The sequence below is a fragment of the Nocardia sp. NPDC059236 genome (genome assembly GCF_042754085.1).
Taxonomy (GTDB): domain Bacteria; phylum Actinomycetota; class Actinomycetes; order Mycobacteriales; family Mycobacteriaceae; genus Nocardia.
Map to the genome: position 1 here is coordinate 1 of NZ_JBHZAF010000098.1, position 1,162 is coordinate 1,162.

Below are 1,162 nucleotides of genomic sequence, written 5' to 3' on the forward strand. Positions count from 1 at the left end.
GTCCGTCTCCTGGCAGCGGCACTACGCGAAAGCCCGCTGGCTCATCTCCCAGGGCGCCACCCTCCCCGAGCTCCAGCCCGGCGTCAGCCTCGGCGGCGACGACATCGGCGCCTGGCTCGCCGAGCAGCCGACCGTCTGGAGCGCGCTCACCAAGGGCCAGCAGGAGCGCCTGACCGAACTGGGAATCTGGCCTGCGGCCAGGGCGGAGCTCACCGGGCCCGTGGTGCCGGCCGCAGCGTCGAGGTGGGAGATCAACCTCGCCGCCGCCCGCCAGTTCAAGGCTCGCGAGGGACACTTGCGCGTTCCGCGCCCCCACACAGAGACCGTCACCGACACCGAAGGCCGCCAGCATCACATCCGGCTGGGCGTCTTCCGCAGCAACACCCGCAGCCACCACAAACAGCACAAGCTCACCCCAGGCCAGTCCCGCGAAGCCCACGACATCGGACTGCTGACCTGAGCACAATCCGGCCCACGGCAGTCAGTCCGGTGCCGTACAGACTGGACCGCGCATAGGTGCTCAGATGACCCTGCAAGGCGTCCGAGGGCCCGCAGCCGTGGAGACGTCGCTTACTACGACCCTGTGATCCTCGTTGACCGATCGCAGGGTGCAGTTCTTGGAACTGACACCCCGGTGCAGGATGTAGTCGAACTTCTTCCCCGTGTTGACGTGTGTCCCATTACAACGAGGATCCTTGGGACGTCCCTTTTCCTTCTTGCAGAACGGGTCGACATCCGTGAAGCGAGCATCCCAGATTGGAGGCATCTCCGAGTAGCCCGGCTGGGCGTTGAAGTCACCGAGTATCAACGTCCGGCTGTATTGCTTCGCTGCGCCCAGCAGCTCTCTGATCTGCTGCTCCCTCGCAGCGCGGTGCCCGCCGGCGGACAGGTGTGTGTTGATCACTTGGACCCGGTGGCCTGCGAGCCGAGTCGTGAAGGTTGTGTAGGCGCGGGATTCCCACGGCCCCTCGTCTTTGCTGAAGGCGACCTCATGGTAGTCCTGTATCTGAGTCCCCTTGGCATAGATGATCGCCTGACCGTTGACGCTCCAGCCATCGCAGCCGACGTTGTTCGTACCGGGCCCTATCTTGAACTTGTACTCGAAGCCCTGCTCATTGAGCAGCTTCACGGCCTTGCGCACCTCGGTCGCACAGGACTCCTG

Annotated in this window: 2 protein-coding genes; one reads left to right on the plus strand and one right to left on the minus strand. The window is 64.7% G+C overall.

All coding sequences use genetic code 11. The features are described from left to right. Window positions 1-460: helicase associated domain-containing protein (locus ACFXIV_RS48165; protein ID WP_379421570.1), on the plus strand; the 460-nt coding region annotated here is incomplete at its 5' end. 60 nt (window positions 461-520) lie between these two features. Here ACFXIV_RS48165 and ACFXIV_RS48170 read toward each other — a convergent pair. Next, a partial coding sequence (locus tag ACFXIV_RS48170) for an endonuclease/exonuclease/phosphatase family protein (protein WP_379421571.1) occupies window positions 521-1,162 on the minus strand: 642 nt, incomplete at its 5' end.